This is a genomic window from Pseudomonas sp. O230 (genome assembly GCF_045447035.1).
In the GTDB taxonomy this organism is placed as follows: Bacteria; Pseudomonadota; Gammaproteobacteria; order Pseudomonadales; family Pseudomonadaceae; genus Aquipseudomonas.
Genome location: NZ_JBJGXN010000008.1, coordinates 281,374 through 301,333, shown reverse-complemented (window position 1 = coordinate 301,333; position 19,960 = coordinate 281,374). Strand labels below are relative to the sequence as shown.

The window sequence follows — 19,960 nt, the reverse complement described above, 5'->3', positions numbered from 1 at the left end:
GCGCCGAAATTAACTCAAATCGATGACGGCTAGCTACAGGACAGCGAACGTGCCTTGTGCTTTTACGACGAGTTTGTCGCCCTGCATCACGTCGGCCTCGACCACCAGCGTGCGTCGGCCCGGGTGGATTACCCGCGCCGTGCAAATCACTTCGCCATCAGAAACGGCGCGAATGTAGTTGATCTTGCACTCGATGGTCGCGCTCTGCTGGTCAAAGCCGTGGGTGCTGGAGCAGGCCAGCCCCATGGCGATGTCCACCAGACTGAACAAAGCCCCGCCGTGCAGCTTGCCGCCGCGATTGCGCAGTTCTGGCGCAAGCCCCAGGGCGACTTGCGCCACCCCGGTCTCCAGGCTGTGCAAGCGACACCCCAGCAGCTTGAAAAAAGCGCTTTCGGTCAGCCCGGCAGGAATGTCCATCAGCGTTTCTTCAACGTTTTGGCGTTGGCGAACAGCGAAGCCATGGCGTTGTTGGCCGGGGCCGCTGCCGTGGTTTCCTTGCGCGGTGCAGTGTTCTGGGATTGGCGCGGCGCCGACCCCGGACGCGCGCCACGGGCACCGTCGATTTTCTCGCCCGGCGTGTCGCTCATGCGCATCGACAGGCCAACGCGTTTGCGCGGGATGTCGATTTCCATGACCTTCACTTTCACCACGTCACCGGCCTTCACCGCTTCCCGAGGATCCTTGATGAACTTCTCCGAAAGCGCGGAGATATGCACCAAACCGTCCTGATGCACGCCGATGTCAACGAACGCGCCGAAGTTGGTCACGTTGGTCACCACGCCTTCGAGGATCATTCCCAGTTCAAGATCCTTGAGGTCTTCGACGCCTTCCTGGAACTCGGCGGTCTTGAACTCGGGGCGTGGGTCGCGGCCCGGTTTTTCCAGTTCTTGCAGGATGTCGGTGACCGTTGGCAGACCGAAGGTTTCGTCGGTGTACTTCTTCGGATCGAGGCGCTTGAGGAAGCTGGCGTCGCCGATCAGCGAACGAATGTCGCGGTCGGTTTCAGCGGCAATGCGCTGCACCAGCGGATAGGCTTCCGGGTGAACGGCGGACGAATCCAGCGGGTTGTCGCCGTTCATCACACGTAGGAAACCAGCCGCCTGCTCGAACGTTTTCTCGCCCAGACGCGCAACTTTCTTCAACGCCGCACGGGTTTTGAACGCGCCGTGCTCGTCACGGTGGCTGACGATATTCTGCGCCAGGGTCGCATTGAGGCCGGAGATACGGGCCAGCAGCGCCACGGACGCGGTGTTCACGTCCACGCCCACGGCGTTTACGCAGTCCTCGACCACGGCGTCCAGGCCGCGGGCCAGTTTCAGCTGCGACACGTCGTGCTGGTACTGGCCGACGCCGATGGATTTAGGATCGATCTTCACCAGTTCGGCCAGTGGATCCTGCAAGCGACGGGCGATAGACACCGCGCCACGGATCGACACGTCGAGGTCCGGGAATTCCTTGGAAGCCAGTTCCGACGCCGAGTAAACCGATGCGCCGGCCTCGGAGACCATGACTTTGGTCATCTTCATCGCTGGGTATTTTTTGATCAGCTCAGCGGCCAGTTTATCGGTTTCGCGGCTGGCGGTGCCGTTGCCGATGGCGATCAGGTCTACCGAATGCTTGGCGCACAGGGCGGCGAGAATCGCGAGGGTCTGGTCCCACTTGTTGTGCGGCACGTGCGGGTAAACCGTGGCGTGATCCAGCAGTTTGCCGGTGGCATCGACTACGGCGACCTTGCAGCCGGTGCGCAGGCCCGGGTCGAGGCCTAGGGTGGCACGCGGGCCGGCCGGTGCCGACAGCAGCAAGTCGTGCAGGTTGTGCGCGAACACGTTGATCGCTTCGGTTTCCGCGCCATCGCGCAGCTCGCCTAGCAGATCGGTTTCCAAATGCGTGTAAAGCTTCACTTTCCAGGTCCAGCGCACCACTTCGCCCAGCCATTTATCGGCGGCGCGGTTCTGGTTCTGAATGCCGAATTGCTGACCGATCATGCCTTCGCATGGGTGCATGGTGCCCGGCAGCTCGTCGCCGACTTTCAGCGCGGAGCTCAGGATGCCTTCGTTGCGGCCACGGAAAATCGCCAGCGCACGGTGCGACGGCATGCTTTTCAGCGGTTCGTCGTGTTCGAAATAGTCGCGGAACTTGGCGCCTTCCTCTTCCTTGCCGGCGATCACGCGGGCACTGAGGGTGGCTTCCTGCTTCAAATAGCTGCGCAGCTTGTCCAGCAGGCCGGCGTCTTCGGCGAAGCGTTCCATGAGGATGTACTTGGCGCCTTCGAGGGCCGCCTTCACATCGGCCACGCCTTTTTCGGCGTTGATGAACCGTGCGGCTTCGGTGTCCGGGGCCAGCGAGGGGTCGTTGAACAGACCGTCGGCCAGTTCGCCGAGGCCGGCTTCCAGGGCAATCTGGCCCTTGGTGCGGCGCTTCTGCTTGTACGGCAAGTACAAGTCTTCGAGGCGGGTCTTGGTGTCGGCGAGCTTGATGTCGCGCTCAAGTTGCGGGGTCAGCTTGCCTTGCTCTTCGATGCTGGCGAGGATGCTGATGCGCCGTTCGTCGAGTTCTCGCAGGTAGCGCAGACGCTCTTCCAGATGACGCAACTGGATGTCATCGAGGCTGCCGGTCACTTCTTTCCGGTAACGGGCGATGAAGGGAACGGTAGAGCCTTCATCGAGTAGCGCGACGGCCGCTTCGACCTGTTGTGGGCGTACACCGAGTTCCTCGGCGATGCGGCTGTTGATGCTGTCCATAAAACCACCTGACAAATTGTGAAAGCAGGCTCGCAGGCGCAGGGATAAAGGCTCGGCGAGACTGGTTGAGCGGCCTGGCCTGCGCCGCTACCTGGATCAACAGGCATCCCGTTGACCCGTGAAATCGAACAATTACTGCCGTGGCGATGAAAATAAAAAGCCGCCACTACGGTAACGATCAGACGTTGCCTGACACAAAAGGCCGCGCATTATAACCAGCGTTCTATCATTCAGGGGCAACACAGGCTGTAGGCACAATGCCCGGATTCCTGGCGGTGAAGGAAAAATCTGCTAACAATGCACACGGTGCGTATAACGGCAGCTACGCCATAATGCGCGCCGAGATCAAAGGAGCATCTAATGAGCAGCACTGCAAACATTGCTGAAGGCGAAAAAATTCTTATTGTTGACGACGATCCGGGGCTCAGCAGCCTGCTGGAGCGCTTTTTCGTCAGCAAGGGCTACCGTGCCCGCGCCGTACCGAACACCGAACAAATGGACCGCCTGCTGGCGCGTGAAGTGTTCAACCTGGTCGTCCTCGACCTGATGCTGCCCGGCGAAGACGGTTTGACCGCCTGCCGCCGTCTGCGCGGCGCGAACAATCAGATTCCGATCATCATGCTCACCGCCAAGGGCGACGAGCTGAGCCGCATCAAGGGCCTCGAACTGGGCGCTGACGATTACCTGGCCAAGCCGTTCAACCCGGACGAGCTGATGGCACGGGTCAAAGCGGTCCTGCGTCGTCAGGCAGCACCGGTGCCGGGTGCGCCGGGCAGCGAAGACGAAAGCGTGACCTTCGGTGACTACGAACTGTCGCTGGCGACCCGCGAACTGAAGCGCGGAGACGAAGTGCACATGCTCACCACCGGTGAGTTTGCGGTGCTCAAGGCATTGGTCATGAACGCGCGTCAGCCACTGACTCGCGACAAACTGATGAACCTGGCCCGTGGCCGCGAGTGGGATGCCCTGGAGCGTTCCATCGATGTGCAGATTTCCCGTCTGCGCCGGATGATCGAGCCTGATCCGTCCAAGCCGCGTTATATCCAGACTGTCTGGGGCGTGGGCTACGTGTTCGTTCCGGATGGCGCCGCCACCAAGTGATCGGCGATTTGTAGGAGCGGGTCGTGCGGATGATAGTGTCCGCAGACTCGCGATCCGCAATATGCGAGCATGGCTCGCTCCTGCAAGTGTGTAGCGGTTATTCATGAAAACCCCGGTTTGGTTCCCCCAGAGTTTCTTCTCCCGCACCCTGTGGCTGGTGCTGATTGTCGTCCTGTTCTCCAAGGCGCTGACCCTGGTTTATCTGTTGATGAACGAAGACGTGCTGGTGGACCGTCAATACAGCCATGGCGTCGCCCTGACGCTGCGCGCCTATTGGGCGGCCGATGAAAACAACCGCGACAAGATTGCCGAAGCCGCGACCCTGATCCGGGTGGTGGGCACCGGTGTGCCGGAAGGCGAGCAACACTGGCCTTACAGCGAGATCTATCAGCGGCAGATGCAGGCTGAGCTCGGTGCCGACACCGAGGTGCGATTGCGCATGCACTCACCGCCGGCGCTGTGGGTTCGAGCGCCAAGTCTGGGTGATGGCTGGCTGAAAGTGCCGCTGTATCCGCATCCTTTGCGTGGCCAGAAAATCTGGAACGTACTCGGCTGGTTCCTCGCCATCGGCTTGCTCTCCACCGCCTCGGCGTGGATCTTCGTCAGTCAGCTCAATCAACCTTTGAAACGCTTGGTCTATGCCGCGAGGCAACTCGGCCAGGGCCGTAGTGTGCGTCTGCCGATCAGCGATACGCCAAGCGAGATGACCGAGGTTTATCGTGCCTTCAACCAGATGGCTGAAGACGTCGAACAGGCCGGCCGCGAGCGCGAGCTGATGCTGGCCGGGGTGTCCCATGACTTGCGTACACCACTGACGCGATTGCGCCTGTCGCTGGAACTGATGGGCGACCACAGCGACCTGACGGACGACATGGTGCGTGACATTGAGGACATGGACGCGATTCTCGACCAGTTTCTCGCGTTCATCCGCGATGGCCGTGATGAGTCCGTGGAAGAGGTGGACTTGACCGACCTGGTGCGTGAAGTCGCTGCGCCTTACAACCAGAATGAAGAGAAAGTACGCCTGCGCCTGGAGCCGATTCAGCCGTTCCCGTTGCGGCGGGTGTCGATGAAGCGGCTGCTGAATAACCTGATCGGCAACGCGTTGCATCATGCCGGCAGCGGTGTTGAGGTGGCGGCTTATGTGTCCGGGGATGTCAGCGCTCCGTATGTGGTGCTGAGCGTCATGGACCGTGGGGCGGGGATTGATCCGTCGGAGCTGGAGGCGATCTTCAATCCGTTTACCCGGGGGGATCGTGCTCGAGGCGGGAAGGGGACTGGCTTGGGGTTGGCCATCGTGAAGCGGATTGCTTCGATGCATGGCGGCAATGTTGAGTTGCGAAACCGTACTGGCGGTGGGCTGGAAGCGCGGGTGCGGTTACCGTTGGGGTTGATGCTGCCTCGGGATGCGGTTTAAACGCGGGTAGTTCCGGTTGGGCTGATGGCCCCTTCGCGGGCGAGCCCGCTCCCACAGTGATTTATGGTGGATACAGAACTTGTGACCGACACCGAACACTGTGGGAGCGGGCTTGCCCGCAAAGGCGGCTTCCCTGCCGCCACATGATTCAGGGATTAACCCTTGCCTTTGGTCCGCGTCATGTTCGGCCCACCATTCTTCTCAAGATGCTCGATGATGATCCCCGCCACATTCTTCCCGGTGGTGGTCTCAATCCCTTCCAGACCCGGCGACGAATTTACTTCCATCACCAGAGGCCCATGATTGGAACGCAGGATATCCACGCCCGCCACCGCCAGCCCCATCACCTTCGCCGCGCGCAATGCGGTCATGCGTTCTTCCGGGGTGATCTTGATCAGACTGGCGCTGCCACCGCGATGCAGGTTGGAGCGAAACTCCCCCGGCTTGGCCTGACGCTTCATCGCCGCGATCACCTTGTCACCGACCACGAAGCAGCGAATATCCGCACCGCCGGCTTCCTTGATGTATTCCTGAACCATGATGTTTTGCTTGAGGCCCATGAACGCCTCGATCACCGATTCCGCCGCCGTCGCGGTTTCACACAGCACCACGCCGATGCCTTGGGTGCCTTCCAGCACCTTGATCACCAGCGGCGCGCCGTTGACCATGTCGATCAAGTCGGGAATGTCATCCGGCGAGTGTGCAAACCCGGTGACCGGCAAACCGATCCCGCGGCGCGAGAGCAATTGCAGCGAACGCAGTTTGTCCCGCGAGCGGGCAATGGCCACCGATTCGTTAAGTGGGAACACCCCCATCATTTCAAACTGACGCAGCACTGCGCAGCCATAGAACGTTACCGACGCACCGATCCGCGGAATCACCGCGTCGAAACCTTCCAGTGGCTTGCCGCGGTAGTGGATCTGCGGCTTGTGGCTGGCAATGTTCATGTAGGCGCGCAGGGTGTCGATCACCACCATTTCATGGCCACGCTCGGTACCGGCTTCGACCAGACGACGAGTGGAATACAGACGCGGGTTCCGCGACAGCACAGCGATCTTCATGCAACACCTGTGGAGGAGGTAGATACCGGGAACACCGGCTTGTCTTGTACATATTTAATACCCGGATTGACCACCAGTTGGCCGTCGATCAGGGCTTTGGAGCCAAGTAGCAGGCGATAACGCATGGATTTGCGGCAGGCGAGGGTGAACTCGACCCGCCAGACCCGATCACCGAGGGCCAGGGTGGTGCTGACCACGTAACGCTTCTGCGCATGGCCGTTGGAGCTCTTGATGGTTTTCATCGTCACCAGCGGCGCTTCGCAGCGTCGGTGACGCAGTTGCACCACCGTGCCCAGGTGCGCCGTGAAACGCACCCAGTTCTCGCCTTCGCGCTCGAACGGCTCGATATCGGTGGCGTGCAGGCTGGAGGTGCTGGCGCCGGTGTCGATTTTTGCTCGCAGGCCCGCTACCCCCAGATCAGGGAGCGCCACCCACTCGCGCAGACCGATAACGGTCAAATGGTCAAATGTCTTCAATAGGAAAAACCGGCGATTATCGCGTCCAGGCTTCAGGCGATACCTGAGGCAACGCTTTGAATGCAGGTTTGGCGAACCAGTAACCCTGCATCAGAAAAATTCCACAGTCCGCCAGGAAATCCCGTTCTCCAGCGCTTTCGATGCCTTCGGCGATGACTGTAACGTCCAACTCCGCACAGATTGTGACAATCCCCCGAACGATAGCCTGACGAACACGATCGCGGTCGACATCGCGGATCAGTGCCATGTCGAGTTTGATCAGGTCCGGTTGGAAATCAGCCAGCAGATTGAGCCCCGAGTAGCCCGCGCCGAAATCGTCGATGGCGGTCTTGAAGCCGAATTCGCGGTATTCACGCAGAATATTAGTCAAATGGCGATAGTTATCTACGTGCTCGCTTTCCAGGGTTTCGAAAATCAGCCGGTCGATGGGGAAGTTGTGTGTTTTCGCGGCCTCCAGCGTGCTGCGAATACACAGCTCCGGGCGGTACACGGCGTTGGGCATGAAGTTGATCGACAAATGTGTCTGCATATTCAAATTCGCCGCACCTCCAATGGCGCGGGTCCGGCAGAGCTGGTCGAAACGGTAGCGATTCTCATCAGTGACCTGATCGAGCACTGACAGTGCACCTTCTCCGGCAACCCCACGTACCAGGGCTTCATGGGCGAAAATCGACCGGTCTCGCAAGTCGACGATCGGTTGGTAGGCAAAGGCAAAATCGAAGCCCAGCGGCTCGCTTTGCTGGCAACCCTGGCAACCGCCCTGGGTTGAAGTCAATGAAGATGGAAATATAGTCACTCGATCACTCCATGCCGGTCAGCCGGCCAAGATCACATTCTATCTGGAGGGCCGAGTTCTTGCGCCCGACAGAAACGGTAGTACAGTTCCGACTATTGGCCGAAAGAGGAATTCATATGGCACAAAAACAGGAAGAGGACGACAAGGTCCGTCTCGATAAATGGTTATGGGCTGCACGTTTTTATAAAACTCGTGCCTTGGCGAAAGCGGCAATTGAAAGCGGCAAGGTGCATTGTCGGGGCGAGCGCTGCAAACCGGGCAAGGAGCCGCGGATCGGCGACGAGTTTCAGATTCGAGTAGGGTTCGAGGAGCGCACGGTGGTGGTCCAGGCGCTATCGATAGTGCGCCGTGGTGCGCCGGAGGCGCAGACGTTGTACGCCGAAACCGAAGCCAGTATCGCCAAGCGCGAAGCGGCTGCGGCGATGCGCAAGGCGGGTTCGCTGGGCGTGAGCACTGACGGCAAGCCAAGCAAGAAGCAGCGGCGGGACTTGTTTAAATTTCGTGGGAGCAGCAACGACGAGTGAGTCAGTCAGTGGATGCTGTGTCGTTCGGGCTGACGTCTTCGCGGGCAAGCCCGCTCCCACAGTGACCTTGGCCCCAATGAGCGCCGGCCACCAGACGCGGCATCATGAACAGCAGTGCCAATCCCCAGATCACCCATGTTTGCCAGGCAGAGCGGCTGAACACCGTCATGAACAACGCCCAAATCAGCAGCACCGAAGCATGGTCGCCCGGAAAGCTCTGGGTCGAGCGGTCCTTCAATTCCCAGGTTTTCTCAAGCCCCGGAAAGTAGTCGCTCATCCGGATGGCGCTGTCGATCATCATCGACGGGCTGCTGTGCTGCCAGCCCATGTAACCCGCAAGTTTGGAAAACAGCAGACGGATAAACAGCATCAACAGCAGCACCGCGAAAAAACCGAAAAACGCCCGGCGCACCTCAACCGCTTTGAACACCCAGCCACTCTTGATCAGCAGTGCCAGCAGAATCCCACCGACCACTGCATCGAATGGGCGCAGACTTGCAATTGCCCAACTGTGCAGCCATATCGGGTGAGTCGCCAGTTGCGAATTGAGTTGGTGGAAAAGCCACTCGTCGAAAATCCCACACAGCATCTGACCTGTAGGCCATAACCAGAAGGCCAGCAGCGCCAGCGGTACAAAATTGCATAACGCCAACCGGCGGACGTTCCACCTTGCTTGGAACAAACCCGGATTGTTCATAAAATGCCTCCCATGGCTGAACAGTGCGCACCAAAATGGTGCTGCAGAGGCGCGTTTTTCACGTTTTGTAACCTTTTTGTCATTTACTTCAGATACCCAGACCTATGACCGATCTACCGGATACCGACTACACCCAACGCTTCATCTTCGATGACAGCGACACCCGCGGCGAGCTGGTTGCGTTGGAGCGCAGCTACGCCGAAGTGCTGGCCAAACACCCGTATCCGGAGCCGGTCGCGCAACTCCTTGGCGAACTGATGGCCGCGGCGTCTTTGCTGGTCGGTACGTTGAAGTTTGATGGGTTGCTGATTCTCCAGGCGCGTTCCGACGGCCCGATTCCATTGCTGATGATCGAATGTTCCAGCGAACGCGATATTCGTGGTCTGGCGCGTTATGAGGCCGACCAGATCGCCCCTGACGCAACCCTCGCCGACCTGATGCCTAACGGCGTATTGGCGCTGACCGTTGACCCGACTCAAGGTCAGCGTTACCAGGGCATCGTCGACCTGGATGGCGAAACCCTGTCGGAGTGCTTCACTAATTACTTCGTCATGTCCCAGCAGGTGGGCACGCGTTTCTGGTTGTACGCCGATGGCCGTCGCGCTCGCGGCCTGCTGCTGCAGCAACTGCCCGCCGACCGTCTGAAAGACGAAGAAGAACGCGCCGACAGTTGGCAGCACCTCACCGCGTTGGGCGGCACGCTGACCGCCGATGAACTGCTGAGCCTGGACAACGAAACCGTGCTCCATCGTCTTTACCACGAAGAGCAGGTCCGCCTGTTCGATGTGCAGAAACTGCGCTTCCGTTGCAGCTGCTCGCGCGAACGTTCTGCCAATGCTCTGGTCAGTTTGGGTCTGGAAGATGCGCAGAGCCTGGTCGTCGAACACGGTGGCAACATCGAAGTCGACTGTCAGTTCTGCAATGAACGTTACCTGTTCGACGCCGCCGATATTGCTCAATTATTCGCCGGCGCGGGCGTTGACACGCCGTCAGATACCCGTCACTAAAACGGTTCAGCGCAGGTAAATTCACTGCTTAGCGCCGGAATAACGCCGTTACGACGGGAGGGCCCTACTATTTTTGGGCGTTTCTGGCATAATCCGGCCCACTTTTTGTCGCGGTAGTAGTGCACGACTTTCTACTACAAAACGTTTGGAGCACACTCGGCCACTGGCCGACGGGGAATCTCATGACGCAAGCCAATAACGCCGTGTACACCGATCTGAGTGTTGATGATCTGGTAAAAGAAGCTCTGAGTCGCGGTGAAGGCGAGCTTGCCGATACCGGCGCACTGGTTGTTCGCACCGGTCACCGTACCGGCCGCTCGCCAGTCGATCGTTTCATCGTTGAAGAGCCGACCACCCAGGCCGCCATCGCCTGGGGCCCGATCAACCGCAAGTTCCCGGCCGACAAGTTCGATGCCCTGTGGGCTCGCGTCGAGGCGTTCAACAACGCGCAAGAGCATTTCGTTTCCCACGTGCATGTAGGTGCGTCTGAAGACCACTACCTGGCCGTGAAGATGACCACTCAGACTGCCTGGCAGAACCTGTTCGGTCGTTGCCTGTTCATCAACCCGGAAAAGTACAACCCGGCGGGTCGTGATGAGTGGCAAGTGCTCAACGTTGCCAACTTCGAATGTGTGCCAGAGCGTGACGGCACCAACTCCGACGGTTGCGTGATCCTCAACTTCGCACAGAAGAAAGTGCTGATTGCCGGCATGCGTTACGCCGGTGAAATGAAGAAAGCCATGTTCTCGGTGCAGAACTTCCTGCTGCCGGCTTCCGACGTGCTGCCAATGCACTGCGCAGCCAACATCGGCGAAGCAGGCGACGTAACCCTGTTCTTCGGCCTGTCGGGCACCGGTAAAACCACCCTGTCCGCCGACGAAAGCCGTTACCTGATCGGTGACGACGAACACGGCTGGGGCGAGGGCGTTGTCTTCAACATCGAAGGCGGCTGCTACGCCAAGTGCATCGACCTGTCCGAGAAGAACGAGCCGGTCATCTGGAAAGCCATCAAGCACGGCGCAGTCCTGGAAAACGTCGTGATCGACGACGCCAAGCACGCCGACTACGCCGATGTCAGCCTGACCCAGAACAGCCGCGCCGCCTACCCGCTGGAGCACGTTGCCAAGCGTTCCGAGAAAAACCTCGGTGGCGAGCCAAACGCTGTGATCTTCCTGACCTGCGACCTGACCGGCGTACTGCCGCCAGTCTCGATCCTCAGCGAAGAACAAGCGGCCTACCACTTCCTGTCCGGCTACACCGCTCTGGTGGGCTCGACCGAAATGGGTTCCGGCAGCGGCATCAAGTCGACCTTCTCCACCTGCTTCGGCGCACCGTTCTTCCCGCGTCCGGCCGGCGAATACGCAGAACTGCTGATCAAACGCATCCGCGGCTTCGGCTCCAAGGTCTATCTGGTCAACACCGGCTGGACCGGCGGCGGCTACGGCGTCGGCAAACGCTTCAACATCCCGACCACTCGCGGCGTGATCGCAGCGATCCAGAGCGGCGCGTTGATCGGTGCTGAAACCGAACACCTCGACACCATTAACCTCGACGTGCCACTGGCCGTACCGGGCGTTGAGACTGGCCTGTTGAACCCACGTAATACCTGGGCTGACAAGGCTGCTTACGATGAATCGGCAAAAGCACTGGCCGGGTTGTTTGTTGAGAACTTCAAGAAGTTCGAAGTGAGCGACGCGATCAAGGCGGCTGGGCCGAAGTTGTAAGATTGGTTTGATGTAATGAGAAAGCCGCCCTTTTGGGGCGGCTTTTTTGTATGTGCAATTCAGACTGTCAGGCACACCGTAACTGCCATTATTCCAGCCAAAAAGTCACTAAACGACCAGAATAATGGCACTTACGCGTTCGGCTAGATGCCTTCCAATTCCTGTGTTTCCCACCGCTGCACTTTGATCGCCTGGTAAAGCATTCCGATGGTTAGCGGGACTTTGTCACCGCGCCCCTTCGCCCGGCGCTTTTGAAACACATCAAACCCTTCCGGTTGGAAGTAGCGATAAGCGTCGTAGTCGATGAAGTCGATCCCAAACTGTTCTTCCAGCGCTTCCATCAAATTCTGCGCATCAGCGCCATCGCAACCTAAGTCGAAGTTGATCGAGGTGGTGAGGTTGATGGTTTTGCGTTCGGGCAGGCCGAGCTCTTCGTGTAGCAGCTGCATGAGCAGGTGCATGGTGTGGTCGTCGGGGAAGTTGGGGGCGAGGTTCATGGTGCGTTGTCCCTTATTGGCCTCGGTCATATCGATATCCTTACGATTTTGTTTGGCTTGCAACGCATCAACGTGGGATTCGCGGGAAGGTTGACGCTCACCCAGTAAGATCTCGTCCATCTGTTGAACGCTTTCCATCAGCTCATCAAAAAACTTGCTCATGGTTACCTCCAGTGTTCGATGGCGGCTTTCAACGCCGTTTGACCGTTCTCACGCAGAACGTGAGAACGATCTGTTCACTCGACGTCAGGCGGGGGCTTTCCAGCCCATCATTCGTTGCTGGGCGACTTTTAGCAGGTCGCAGCCGTCCTGGGTCAGGAGGTAGAGCGCGTGGGTGATGTGGGGGATGTCTTCTATATCGCCTTGCTCGAAGCTTTGGCAGTGCAGGGTTCGGAGTAGTTCGCTGGAGGCTCGGATGCGCTGGAGGGCGGCTTCGAGGATGTCTTGCGGGTTGGCTTCTGTGTCGATGATCAGGGGCGGGGAATCGGTGAGGTTGGTTTCGAGGGGGCGGTAGCGATCTGTGAGCGGGTTCCAAGTATTCATTTAAAATCTCTCTTTTATGTAGCTGAGGACCCGCCACTATCGTGACCAAACGATGGGTGGCGGACTGTGTTCAGGTTGGTCAACCAGGGAGAGAAAACCCGGGTACGCAGAAGCGTCCCAAACACAGCCGCCATAAAGCGTGCCGACACAAAAGAAGTCGGCAGCATACAAGGGCATGCGTAAGTTTTCTCTCAAATTCAGGTGACCAAACCCGAGTCGCTGATTTGGCAGCGACCATCCGACTATAGATACCAGTCGCCTGTTAGCGATAGGCGACAAGGTGTCTTCTTTTGTAGGACCGGGATGAAGCTTTGATAGGGCGTTGCCTACGGAGTTATCCCCAGCCGAAATTTTTAGTCAGGCACACCGCGTTATCGTTCATCGCGAGCAGGCTCGCTCCCACAGGGGATTGCGCCGGGGGCATTAACCTGCGGTGATTTTTGGCAGGCGTTGGTGGGCGATTTCGAGGAGTTCGTTGCCGTCCTGGGTCAGCAGGTAGAGGGCATTGACGATGTTGGGAATGTCGCTCGCGTCCGCCTGTTTGAAGCACAGGCAGTAAAGCGTTTCGAGCAGGTCGCTGGCGGCGTGGATGCGTTGGCGGGCGGCGTCGAGGATTTCGTGTGGGTCGGCCTCGGTGTCGATGACCAGAACCGGGGTGTCGCTGTAGCTGCTTTTGAGGGGGCGATAGCGGTCTTGCATCGTGAGCAGTCCTTTGGGAAGTCGGGCAGGCCGACACACTGTTTCAGCCGCGCCGAAAACTATGAAGGGGACGGCGTGCTGCGGCAATACAGCCGCAATCGACAGAGTGTGTAGGGGATTTACTGGTCTTCGGGCATTGGCCCTACGCGTTTCCCGAGGTTTTTTTGACCGAAACCCTTACAGATGAAGTTTCCTACGTGTTTATCAGGCGTGGCGCAGTAAACCTCTGTATGGTGCCCGCCAGAATCTGTAGGGCATTTCGAAAATGCCTGGTTAGGCACTTAAAGGGAATTAGGTATGCAGTGGCTACGTATGGCCTCGGTTTTGTTGTTGTGGGCGGGTGTTTGTCGTTTGACGGGTGCGGCCGACGCCGGTAGTTCGATGATGCTGGCCAACATGGCCCGCACCGGTTGGCCGGACGCCCTCACCACTCAGGCGAACATGGACACCGCGTCCCGCGCGGAGGTGCTGATGTTCGGCAAGGCGTTGCTGGCCAGCGAATCGCTTGACGAGCAGGGGCTGAAACAGCGTCTGGGCGTGCAGGCAGTGAAGCTCAAGTCTGTACGCCAGGTGCGTGATGGATTGTGGGATCGGTTGCTGACCACTTACCGCAATGCCAGTCAGAACTGCGACGGCGAACCGTTCTGTCCGCGTGTGCGAAGCGTCGCTGATTTACGTCAGCTGGCGGCGGCGTTCACCGGTGAAATCAGCCCGGCCCATGCGGTGTGGGCGAGCAAGAGCCAGGTGTTTCATGAGCAGGCGTTAAATGAGCAGCTGCGTGTGGCGGTATTGGTGCCCTGACGCTGTCGATGGCAAATCCCGGTGACACTCTCTCACCCATCCCGGCTCAGTCGACCATGGATTCCGGAGCCTGGCGCGAGGCCGCTTCAAGATCCATCAATCCTCGACCGTATGCTTCACTGTTGGCATAGATACCTGTGCGGTTCGCCGTTGCCAGCAGGCGTTCGCGGACTTGCTGCGCGGTGAGCTCGGGATAGCGGCTTTGCAATGCTGCAAGGGCACCGCTGACCATGGCGGCAGCAGGCGAAGTGCCGGCGGTCTGTACGTATTTGCCGTCCTTGTTGGTGCTCAGCAGTCCTTGTCCTGCGCCGGCATCGCCGCCAGGTACCGCGATGCACCAGGCAGCCGCGACACCACAATAGTTGGATTTGGCATTGATGGCGCTGCCGTCGTTTTTTAGTGCCACTACGGCGATCCAGCCCTTTTCCAGTTCGGGAATGGCGACTGGTAAACCGGGTTCTGCCAGCGGTTCTCGTTTCAGTTCGTTACCCGTCGGGAACACAAAAACAGCGCCGTCCTGAACCAGTTTCCGGGCAGTCAGCAACGACTCCGGCATGACCTGCTTGTAACGCGCCTCATTGATCTCGGTCGCTGGAATGGCGTTGGCCCACGAGTTGTTGAGGATGCGCGCCCCCTTGTCGAAACCGGCCTGCCAGGATTGAGCAATCTGCGTGTCGAAGAAAAACGGCTCATTGTCGTCGCCGAAACGGAACGGGATCAGCAGTGCGTTGAATGCAATGCCGTGCATTCCCTGGTCATCCTTGTTGGCGGCGAGAATGCCGGCCATCTGGGTACCGTGACCGACCCGGTCGAAGGTGCCGGTACGGTTCTCGACATAGTCAAAACCCGGATCAGCGATCCTTCCCTGAAATTCCGGCAAGTTGCTGTTCAGGCCTGAGTCGACCAGCGCTACGGCAACGCCTTGGCCAGTGCCGCCGCGGGCATAAAGGGTTGATGCTTGAACAATCGCCAAGCCCTTTTGGGCTTGATATTCCGGAGTTTCGAACTGGGTAGGGTCGATGGAGGGCTGCGTGGGAGTTGTCAGGCATCCACTCAACAACAATGGCAATGCAAGCGCGGTGGTGGTTGAAAAACGGGGTAATTGACGCATGGTCGTTCCTTCATGAGTATCCGTGCACATCAGGCTTCCTGCCGTGATGAACCATTCACGAATAGTGATTTTTTGAAGGCGAACCTTACCGCTGGAATGGGGCCGGGCGTCAGGGAGGCAAAGTGCCCCGTTTGTTTCAACCTGTGGCGAAGGCTTACCCTGATGGACGCTGTATCATCCCGTATCGTTTTTGCCCCCGACCTTTTCTCGACTCGCTGCGATCACCGGCTAGGCTTTGGGCTTCGCAGCGGTCAACGGAGTGACAGCTTATGCACAACACCCTGGAACAGGTTTTCGGCTATCCACAGTTTCGGCCAGGCCAGGAGGCGGTGGTCAGCGCAGTGATGGCCGGGCGCTCGGCGGCGGCGATTTTCCCCACGGGCTCAGGCAAGTCCCTGTGTTACCAGATGTCGGCGGTCTTGCTGCCGCACCTGACGCTGGTGGTTTCGCCGTTGCTGGCGTTGATGCAGGATCAATTGGCGTTTCTGCAACGCCATGGCATTTCGGCAGGCAGTATCGATTCGGCTCAAAGCCGCGACGACGCCAGCGATGTAATGGCGCGCGCCAAGTCTGGCGAATTGAAGATATTGATGATTTCCGTGGAGCGCCTGAAGAACGAGCGCTTCCGCAATTTCTTGCAGCAGGTGCCGATCTCTTTGTTGGTGGTGGACGAGGCGCATTGCATCTCGGAGTGGGGCCATAACTTCCGCCCTGACTACCTCAAGCTCCCGGACTATCAGCGTCAGTTCAATATCCCTCAGGCATTGTTGCTGACCGCCACTGCGACTCCGAAAGTAATCGCCGACATGGAAGCGAAATTCGCCATTGCCCCTGAAGATGTGGTGACTACCGGTTTCTACCGGCCAAACCTCAATTTGCTGGTGGAACCGGTGCGCGGTCAGGACAAACGCCGACGCCTTGTCGAATGGATGAGCGAGCGTCCCGACCAGCCGAGCATCGTCTACGTCACTTTGCAGAAAACCGCCGAGCACATCGCTGAACACCTGGGTCGTAATGGCATTCAGGCCGAGGCTTATCACGCCGGTTTACCCCACGAAAAGCGCGAAGCCATTCAGAAACGCTTCATGGGCGGCCAGTCCAATTGCATCGTCGCCACCATCGCCTTCGGCATGGGCATCGACAAGAGTGACATCCGCAACGTGGTGCATTTCGACCTGCCCAAATCCATCGAAAACTACAGCCAGGAAATCGGCCGCGCCGGACGTGACGGGCAGCCATCGGACTGCCTGGTATTGGCCAACCGCGACAGCCTCAATGTGCTGGAAAACTTCGTCTACGGCGACACACCGGAACTGGACGGCATCCGTCATGTGCTCGACGAATTGCAAGCCGCCGCGCCCGAGGGGCAATGGGAGTTTCTGCTAGGGCCGTTGGCCGACCAGAGCAACATTCGCCAGTTGCCGCTCAAGACCTTGCTGGTGCAGTTGGAGCTACGCAGGATCATCGCCCCGCGTTATGCCTATTACGCCGAATACCGCTTCAAGTATTTGCTGGAGCCGGAAGACTTGCTCGCCCGCTTCGAGGGTGAGCGCAAGGACTTCGTCGCGGCGATCATCCAGACCTCCAGCCGCGCGCGGACTTGGGCTACGGTGAATTTCGATGCGTTGTACGAGCAGCATCAAGCCGAGCGCAATCGGGTGGTCAAGGCGCTGGATTACTTCCAGGAAAAGGGTTGGCTCGAGCTGGAAAGCAAGCAGATGACCGAGGTCTACAGCCTGCTGCAAACGGATTTCGACAGTCAGGCGCTGAGTGCCGAACTGCATGATTGTTTCACTCGGCACGAACGCACCGAGATCGCGCGGATTCACGCCATGCTGGATCTGTTCGCCACCGACCACTGCCTGGGTAAACGCCTGGCCGAGTACTTCGGTGATGAAAACGCGCCGCAGCAGTGTGGGCATTGCTCGGTGTGTCACGGGCATGTGGCGCGACTGCCCGAACCACCGGAGTTGCCGGCGCTTGTGGATAAAAACTTCGAGGCGCTGTGCGGTGATTTTATCCACAGGCATGAACAGCACGTCGGCAGCGTTCCGTCAGCGGAGCGTGTTACGCGGTTTTTGTGCGGGATCAGCGTGCCGCTGTTTACCAAGCTCAAGGCCCGGTCGATTCCGGGGTTTGCAGCGCTGGAGGATCATCCGTACGGCGATGTGAGGAGTTGGACCGAGGCGCATTTACCGGGTTAGATCCATCCGCTGAATGTCTCCCATCACAGGAATAAATTTCAAAAAAGCCCGGTGGCTGACTATGGTGAGGTCTGACTTTGGATCGCCAACAAGAGAACAACTATGAGCCAGACACCGTTCAACATTCAGCGCGCTGCCGTGATCGGCGCGGGCACCATGGGCCGTGGCATTGTCATGTGCCTGGCCAATGCCGGGGTGCCGGTGCAGTGGGTCGACAACAATCCGCAGATGCTTGAGCAGGCGCTGGACAGCGTGGCGGCGATCTACGCGCACAACGTGCGGCAGGGGCGGATTGATCAGGCTGAAGCGGACGCGCGCATTGCACGGGTCACGGCGGCTGCCGATTACGCGGCAATCCGCGAGGTTGATCTGGTGATCGAAGCGGTTTACGAAAACCTTGAGCTCAAGCAGAAAATCTTCCGCGAACTGGATGGTCTGCTCAAGCCCGAAGCCATACTGGCCAGCAACACGTCGGCGCTGGATATCGACGCCATTGCCGCCGCCACGCGCCGTCCGCAACAGGTCCTGGGCCTGCACTTCTTCAGCCCGGCACACATCATGAAACTGCTGGAAATCATTCGTGGTGCACAGACTTCGCCGGCGGTGCTGGATGCCGCGCTGGAACTGGGTAAACGCATGGGCAAAGTCAGCGTCGTGTCGGGCAACTGCGAGGGTTTTATTGGCAACCGTATGCTCAAAACCTACGTGCTGGAAGCGCGCAAGATGTTGCTTGAAGGCGCTTATCCCTATCAGGTGGATGCGGCGCTGCAGGGCTTCGGTTTCGCCATGGGGCCGTTTCGCATGTACGACGTGGTCGGTATCGACCTCGAATGGCGGGCTCGGGAGCTGGCGGGCAAGGGGCAGGATGCGCCGCAGGTCCAAGTGGATAATCGTCTGTGCGAACTGGGTCGTTTCGGGCAGAAGAGTGGCAACGGCTATTACCACTACGAAGCGGGCAGTCGCCAGGCTGAGCACGATGTGCAGGTGGATGCGCTGGTGCTTAAGGTCAGCGAGGGCTTGGGCTTCCAGCGTCGCGAGATCGGGGCCGAGGAGATTCTGGAGCGCTGCTTGCTGGCGCTGGTCAACGAGGGGGCAAAGATTCTTCAGGAAGGGATTGCCCAATCAGCGCATGACATCGATCTGGTGTACCTCAACGGGTATGGTTTTCCGGCGGACAAGGGCGGGCCGATGACCTGGGCGGATCAGCAGGGGTTGGCGGATATTCATCAGCGGTTGTTGGCGCTTGAGACCCGGCAGGGTGATCACTGGCAACCGGCGCGGTTGATTGGGGAGTTGGCGGCGGTGGATAAAGGGTTTGCTGACAGGTGATTGATCCAGCGCCTGCACCGGCCCCCTGCAAGGTCCCCACTATCCTGTAGGAGCTGGCTTGCCAGCGATGATAGCGACACGGTTTACTTGCCTTCCAATTTCAGGAACCGATGCTGATGCCCCAACGCACCGACTACCCGCACTTCCAGCCCATCACCACGCGCTGGCACGACAACGATGCCTACGGTCACGTCAACAACGTCACCTACTACAGCTTCTTCGACACGGCGGTGAACACTTACCTGATCGAAGTCGGCGGTCTGGATATCCATGACGGCGAAGTCGTGGGTTTTGTCGTGAGTTCGGCTTGTGATTACTTTGCTTCTATCGCTTTCCCCGACCGGATCGAGATCGGTTTGCGCGTGGGCAAGTTGGGCAACAGTTCGGTGCAATATGAACTGGCGGTATTCAAGGCCGGAGAGGACGAAGCCTGCGCTGCGGGGCGTTTCGTGCATGTGTTTGTGGATCGGACGTCGAATCAGCCGGTGGCGATTCCTGGCGGATTGCGCGGTGCGCTGGAGCGGTTGGTGGTTTGACCGGCAAAAAAAATCGCAGCCCGAAGGCTGCGATTTCTTGATCTACCGGTAAACGAGGCGATTCAAGCCTCAGTCGCGATAGCGATTGTGATGCTTGCGGTGGCCATAGGCGTGACCGCGGCCGGGATGACCATCACGGTAGTAGCGACGATCGTCACCATGGCCGCGATAGGAGCGACGATCATCGTCCTCGTCGCTCTTGTTGCCCATGTAGTTACCCAGCGCGCCACCGGCGCCGCCACCTGCTGCGGAACCGATCAGGCTGCCGGTGGTGCCTCCCATGCTGCGGCCGACCACGTTACCGCCCGCTGCGCCCAACGCACCGCCAATGGCCGCTTCGCCACGGCTGCGTTTGTCTGCGCCGACTGCGCTACCACCCGCGCCGCCCAGGGCCGCGCCAATGGTTGAACCTGTGTTACCGCCTAACGATTGACCGACGACCGAGCCCAAAACCCCGCCCAATGCGCCGCCCACACCTGCTTCGGTGGTGCCTCCGGCAGAAGCGAAGCCACTGACCAGGCCAAGGGACAACAAGAGAATCGAGGAGAACTTCATAGGGGAACCTCAAGGGGATGACGGCGCGATCCTGAGGCTGAGTCATGGTGCTTACAATCGAAATCCGACGAGTGACACGACTTCAGAAGATATACCTAAGTTGCTGTTTTTTAGACGGAACTTAACTGTTTTTCGCCGGTC

Annotated in this window: 19 protein-coding genes and 1 pseudogene; 9 read left to right on the top strand and 11 right to left on the bottom strand. The window is 59.0% G+C overall.

The window, feature by feature from the left end; all coding sequences use genetic code 11:
* Window positions 1-33: 33 nt before the first annotated feature.
* Together ACI77H_RS19315 and ACI77H_RS19310 are read right to left on the bottom strand one after the other, a co-directional pair.
* Window positions 34-417, bottom strand: a complete 384-nt coding sequence (locus ACI77H_RS19315; protein WP_407013307.1) for a PaaI family thioesterase — start codon at window positions 415-417, stop codon at window positions 34-36.
* A complete protein-coding gene (locus tag ACI77H_RS19310) occupies window positions 417-2,741 on the bottom strand; it encodes a Tex family protein (protein WP_407013306.1) in 2,325 nt (774 codons plus the stop codon). Before ACI77H_RS19310 ends, ACI77H_RS19315 begins: the two co-directional genes overlap by 1 nt.
* Window positions 2,742-3,101: 360 nt before the next feature.
* Here ACI77H_RS19310 and ompR point away from each other — a divergent pair, with 360 nt between their 5' ends.
* On the top strand, window positions 3,102-3,842 hold the full coding sequence (gene ompR, locus ACI77H_RS19305) for a two-component system response regulator OmpR (protein WP_064675389.1): 741 nt from the start codon (window positions 3,102-3,104) through the stop codon (window positions 3,840-3,842).
* 103 nt (window positions 3,843-3,945) lie between these two features.
* Window positions 3,946-5,259: an ATP-binding protein gene (locus ACI77H_RS19300; protein WP_150633125.1), complete on the top strand. Its 1,314-nt coding sequence runs from the start codon at window positions 3,946-3,948 to the stop codon at window positions 5,257-5,259.
* A 155-nt stretch (window positions 5,260-5,414) separates the two neighbouring features.
* On the opposite strand, the gene rimK is transcribed toward ACI77H_RS19300, so the two are convergent.
* The 3 genes from rimK to ACI77H_RS19285 are packed head-to-tail and all read right to left on the bottom strand — an operon-like array spanning window position 5,415 to window position 7,592.
* On the bottom strand, window positions 5,415-6,320 hold the full coding sequence (gene rimK, locus ACI77H_RS19295; RefSeq protein WP_007949201.1) for a 30S ribosomal protein S6--L-glutamate ligase: 906 nt from the start codon (window positions 6,318-6,320) through the stop codon (window positions 5,415-5,417).
* Entirely contained in the window at window positions 6,317-6,778 is a 462-nt protein-coding gene (locus ACI77H_RS19290; RefSeq protein ID WP_407013426.1) for an ATP-dependent zinc protease, read from the bottom strand. Before ACI77H_RS19290 ends, rimK begins: the two co-directional genes overlap by 4 nt.
* A 34-nt stretch (window positions 6,779-6,812) precedes the next feature.
* Window positions 6,813-7,592, bottom strand: coding sequence for an EAL domain-containing protein (locus ACI77H_RS19285; protein ID WP_407013305.1), 780 nt, complete (start codon window positions 7,590-7,592; stop codon window positions 6,813-6,815).
* Window positions 7,593-7,708: 116 nt separating this feature from the next.
* Here ACI77H_RS19285 and ACI77H_RS19280 point away from each other — a divergent pair, with 116 nt between their 5' ends.
* The gene (locus ACI77H_RS19280; protein ID WP_407013424.1) at window positions 7,709-8,116 is read left to right on the top strand and encodes an RNA-binding S4 domain-containing protein; all 408 of its coding nucleotides are present in this window, start codon (window positions 7,709-7,711) and stop codon (window positions 8,114-8,116) included.
* Between the two features lie 67 nt (window positions 8,117-8,183).
* On the opposite strand, the pseudogene ACI77H_RS19275 reads toward ACI77H_RS19280, so the two are convergent.
* A pseudogene (locus ACI77H_RS19275) lies at window positions 8,184-8,813 on the bottom strand (phosphatase PAP2 family protein); the annotation flags it as partial.
* Between the two features lie 104 nt (window positions 8,814-8,917).
* Here ACI77H_RS19275 and hslO point away from each other — a divergent pair.
* Together hslO and ACI77H_RS19265 are read left to right on the top strand one after the other, a co-directional pair.
* Window positions 8,918-9,820, top strand: coding sequence for an Hsp33 family molecular chaperone HslO (gene hslO, locus ACI77H_RS19270; protein WP_407013304.1), 903 nt, complete (start codon window positions 8,918-8,920; stop codon window positions 9,818-9,820).
* A gap of 182 nt (window positions 9,821-10,002) precedes the next feature.
* Window positions 10,003-11,544: a phosphoenolpyruvate carboxykinase gene (locus tag ACI77H_RS19265; protein WP_407013303.1), complete on the top strand. Its 1,542-nt coding sequence runs from the start codon at window positions 10,003-10,005 to the stop codon at window positions 11,542-11,544.
* A gap of 143 nt (window positions 11,545-11,687) precedes the next feature.
* Here the strand turns inward: ACI77H_RS19265 and ACI77H_RS19260 are convergent, their stop codons facing one another.
* The 3 genes from ACI77H_RS19260 to ACI77H_RS19250 form a co-directional block, all read right to left on the bottom strand.
* On the bottom strand, window positions 11,688-12,041 hold the full coding sequence (locus ACI77H_RS19260; RefSeq protein ID WP_407013423.1) for a DUF1493 family protein: 354 nt from the start codon (window positions 12,039-12,041) through the stop codon (window positions 11,688-11,690).
* Between the two features lie 246 nt (window positions 12,042-12,287).
* A complete protein-coding gene (locus ACI77H_RS19255) occupies window positions 12,288-12,584 on the bottom strand; it encodes a hypothetical protein (protein WP_150633118.1) in 297 nt (98 codons plus the stop codon).
* Window positions 12,585-13,007: 423 nt separating this feature from the next.
* A complete protein-coding gene (locus ACI77H_RS19250) occupies window positions 13,008-13,283 on the bottom strand; it encodes a hypothetical protein (protein ID WP_407013302.1) in 276 nt (91 codons plus the stop codon).
* Window positions 13,284-13,580: 297 nt separating this feature from the next.
* Between ACI77H_RS19250 and ACI77H_RS19245 the strand changes: the two genes are divergently transcribed.
* On the top strand, window positions 13,581-14,084 hold the full coding sequence (locus tag ACI77H_RS19245; RefSeq protein ID WP_407013301.1) for a polysaccharide deacetylase: 504 nt from the start codon (window positions 13,581-13,583) through the stop codon (window positions 14,082-14,084).
* 46 nt (window positions 14,085-14,130) lie between these two features.
* On the opposite strand, the gene ACI77H_RS19240 is transcribed toward ACI77H_RS19245, so the two are convergent.
* Window positions 14,131-15,195 (bottom strand): S8 family peptidase, encoded by a 1,065-nt coding sequence (locus ACI77H_RS19240; RefSeq protein WP_407013300.1) that lies wholly within the window; start codon window positions 15,193-15,195, stop codon window positions 14,131-14,133.
* A gap of 269 nt (window positions 15,196-15,464) precedes the next feature.
* Here ACI77H_RS19240 and ACI77H_RS19235 point away from each other — a divergent pair, with 269 nt between their 5' ends.
* From ACI77H_RS19235 to ACI77H_RS19225, 3 genes are all read left to right on the top strand, one after another.
* Window positions 15,465-17,399, top strand: a complete 1,935-nt coding sequence (locus tag ACI77H_RS19235) for an ATP-dependent DNA helicase RecQ (RefSeq protein WP_407013299.1) — start codon at window positions 15,465-15,467, stop codon at window positions 17,397-17,399.
* 102 nt (window positions 17,400-17,501) lie between these two features.
* Entirely contained in the window at window positions 17,502-18,728 is a 1,227-nt protein-coding gene (locus ACI77H_RS19230; RefSeq protein ID WP_407013298.1) for a 3-hydroxyacyl-CoA dehydrogenase NAD-binding domain-containing protein, read from the top strand.
* Window positions 18,729-18,844: 116 nt separating this feature from the next.
* Window positions 18,845-19,264, top strand: coding sequence for an acyl-CoA thioesterase (locus ACI77H_RS19225; RefSeq protein ID WP_407013297.1), 420 nt, complete (start codon window positions 18,845-18,847; stop codon window positions 19,262-19,264).
* Window positions 19,265-19,333: 69 nt separating this feature from the next.
* Here ACI77H_RS19225 and ACI77H_RS19220 read toward each other — a convergent pair whose 3' ends face one another.
* Window positions 19,334-19,819, bottom strand: coding sequence for a glycine zipper domain-containing protein (locus ACI77H_RS19220; RefSeq protein ID WP_407013296.1), 486 nt, complete (start codon window positions 19,817-19,819; stop codon window positions 19,334-19,336).
* Between the last annotated feature and the right edge of the window lie 141 nt (window positions 19,820-19,960).